The organism is Rhizobium sp. P1_E6, from assembly GCF_056405875.1.
Map to the genome: position 1 here is coordinate 1 of NZ_JBFUBG010000222.1, position 2549 is coordinate 2549.

2 protein-coding genes and 2 pseudogenes are annotated in these 2549 nt (G+C 57.1%); 2 read left to right on the forward strand and 2 right to left on the reverse strand.

The window, feature by feature from the left end:
• Both AC1D35_RS35545 and AC1D35_RS35550 read left to right on the forward strand, forming a co-directional pair.
• A pseudogene (locus tag AC1D35_RS35545) lies at positions 1–250 on the forward strand (aldehyde reductase); the annotation flags it as partial.
• A 169-nt stretch (positions 251–419) separates the two neighbouring features.
• Positions 420–800 (forward strand): cupin domain-containing protein, encoded by a 381-nt coding sequence (locus AC1D35_RS35550; RefSeq protein ID WP_446983695.1) that lies wholly within the window; start codon positions 420–422, stop codon positions 798–800.
• A 72-nt stretch (positions 801–872) separates the two neighbouring features.
• Here the strand turns inward: AC1D35_RS35550 and AC1D35_RS35555 are convergent.
• Positions 873–1382: pseudogene (locus AC1D35_RS35555) on the reverse strand (transposase); the annotation flags it as partial.
• A gap of 278 nt (positions 1383–1660) precedes the next feature.
• A partial coding sequence (locus AC1D35_RS35560; RefSeq protein ID WP_477942656.1) for a DUF2254 family protein occupies positions 1661–2549 on the reverse strand: 889 nt, incomplete at its 5' end.

Here is a 2549-nt window from a genome sequence, read left to right on the forward strand (position 1 = left end):
CTTTATTGCAGTGAGCGGCGAACCAGTGTCTCTGTTGGCGGTTGCCACCATATTGCGCGAGCGCTTTTCGGAATTTGCCGCCAGAGTTCCCAGTCACGGTGCCTCTTCCTCACGTAGCGCAAGCCATAGACGCTCAAGCAGTGACAAGGCGAGGCAGAGGCTCGGGTGGAAGCCACGCATAAGCGAAGAAGCAATCGTCGCCAGCGCCGAAAGTCTCATTCGATTCAAATTGCTTGAAACCCTCGACTAACTTCGAAGGGTCCGGAATATTGAGTAAGGAACCGAGCATGGAGCGCGCAGCTCAAACTCTCTAGAATTTCATGATTGATAAGGCGGGCGCCGATAATTTGGCAACGACCGCGTGGGGGGAGGCTGTTCGCTTACGAGTAAGTCGGGCTCAAACGAACGGCGCCTATACGATGTTAGATTATTACGCGCCGGCAAAGTTTGGTCCACCGCGACACGTTCATAGACAGGACGATGAACTATTCCTGATTGTCGCGGGGTCTGTTCTGATCTGGACACCTGACGAAGTGCAAACCGCTGAAGCTGGAGATACTGTATTTCTACCGCGCGGTAAGGAACATACGTGGAAGGGTTACGGCGACGACCCCATCAACTTGCAAGTCGTTGTCTCTCCCGGCGAGTTCGAGCGTTTTATCCCAACCGTTGTGGAACAGAGGCTGACCGCCGAAGACATTGCAGCGCTAGCGCGAGTGGCGGATGAGGCCGGCATGGACATTACCGGGCCGCCGATCAATGACACCGAGCTTGCGGAATATTTGGCGGCTCTTGCCTAGAAGAAGCAAGACACCGCGGGCTCCGCAGATAAATCGCTAATGGTCGGTCGTCGAGAATCTGCGATACTCTCAGGCACCGCATCCGAGATGGAAACTGCGGAAGGTGCGGCGATGCTTCCAAGTGCGGCATGGCTCAAGCCATTGGCCGGCACCGTAAACTTCAAGGCAGGTGCTGTCGATGAGGACGTGGATAGGTCCTTCTGCTGAAACCGAGCGGCCTTGCCGCAAGTCAAAGGATCGTTCCGTCCGTGCCCGTCGGCTTAGCATCGTGTGATCGGGCAGGGAGAGATCCAATCCCATCAATTGCCGCACCGATGTCAGCAAACCCTCCGTCTGGCGCAGCCGCAGGCCGAACACCAGGCCCAGCATCAGGGTGGCCTCGATTGCCAGATCGGAATAACGCGGCTCGCCGCCACGCGGTGTGCGCTTCGGTGCCTGCCATGACGACAGAGCTTCCGCGCTCATCCAAAGCGTCAGGCTGCCCCGCGGGCGAAGGCCTGCCTCGTACTCCGCCCGGTTCGTCACCTTGAAGTTCATTTTGCCGATGTGATGGCGGCGGGCCGAATTGTGCTTATGCGGCATGGCATGCAGATCAATCCCGCTGCTTGCGACCAAACACTCATAGGCGGTAGCCGTTGAAATTCGATCCCTGCACCAATGCTCTCTCCATGGAGAAACTCCCGTTGCTCGTCCATGGAAAAGCGATCACAGATCAGGAAGGACAGGACAACGTGGGGCGAGAACACCGGTTACCTTTGTTTTCAGCCGTGACGACTTTTCATTGTCGATTCATGCGTGGACATTGCCAAAACACCCCTATCCAAACTTGGCACCTCCGCCGAGTCGAGGGGGCAGTGCTCCTAATGGCTCGACGTATGGCGCGAAGGCGGATCGAGACCGKCGGTGGCAAGATTCGACCTCCTGCCCGCGCCACCCAAGCCTTGGGTGTCTGGTGTTCGTGCAAGTATCAGGTCCTCCGGAAGGACGTAGATTTGCTCCAGCATCCGGTCGAGCAGGTCTAGTTCATTAAGCAGCGCTCGATGACGGTCATCCGGCAATACTTGCAGGGCGTATTCGATCACGGCGCGCAATCGCCGCGCGATCTGGAAGTTTTCCGCGCCATACAATCGTATCTCGCTGAAGGTCAGCTCTACGAAGTCCTCCCAGTTCGGTGTCCTGCGGATAAGCCGCAACTTTCCTGACTTGCTGCGAATTTCCTCCCCGAGAAGCTGCCTTCTGCCGACAAAGCAGAGAAGGCGCTGAAGCTGGTCTATGGCGAGAACTGCCGTCGTTGGATCGTTGATCGCCTTTGAGAGAGCCTTGATGGCGATATCCACAATGATTCGAAAAGCAAATGTCGAATCCTGCTCGAGGGTTCGCTCTGGTCCGAAGGCCACAAGGGCCTTCAGCGCCCGGTCGCGTGGCAGTGTTGGGCCAAACAGCCGAAACAGCGCCTCGTCCGTCCCGACGAAGTCACCCACTCTTGGGACAAGCTCGATAACGCAGTTCTTATCCTCGCCGAGCGCGACGAGGGCGTTCAGATTGACGGCCACCACGATCGCCGGATTCGCCTTGTGATACACGATGCGGTCGGGCACCTCAGACAGAACGAAAACGCCTCCATGTGTATCTTCATGCTTAGCACCCTGGCGGTAGACATCTTTGATGACGCGATGGCCCTTTTCACCTACCTTCAGGATGATGCTGACCGGTCGCAGCAGGCGCGCGGCATAGTCGATAAGGTAAAGA

Coding starts and splice junctions, on each gene's coding strand:
- AC1D35_RS35550 (WP_446983695.1), top strand. CDS start 420: ATGTTAGATTATTACGCGCCGGCAAAGTTTGGTCCACCGCGACACGTT.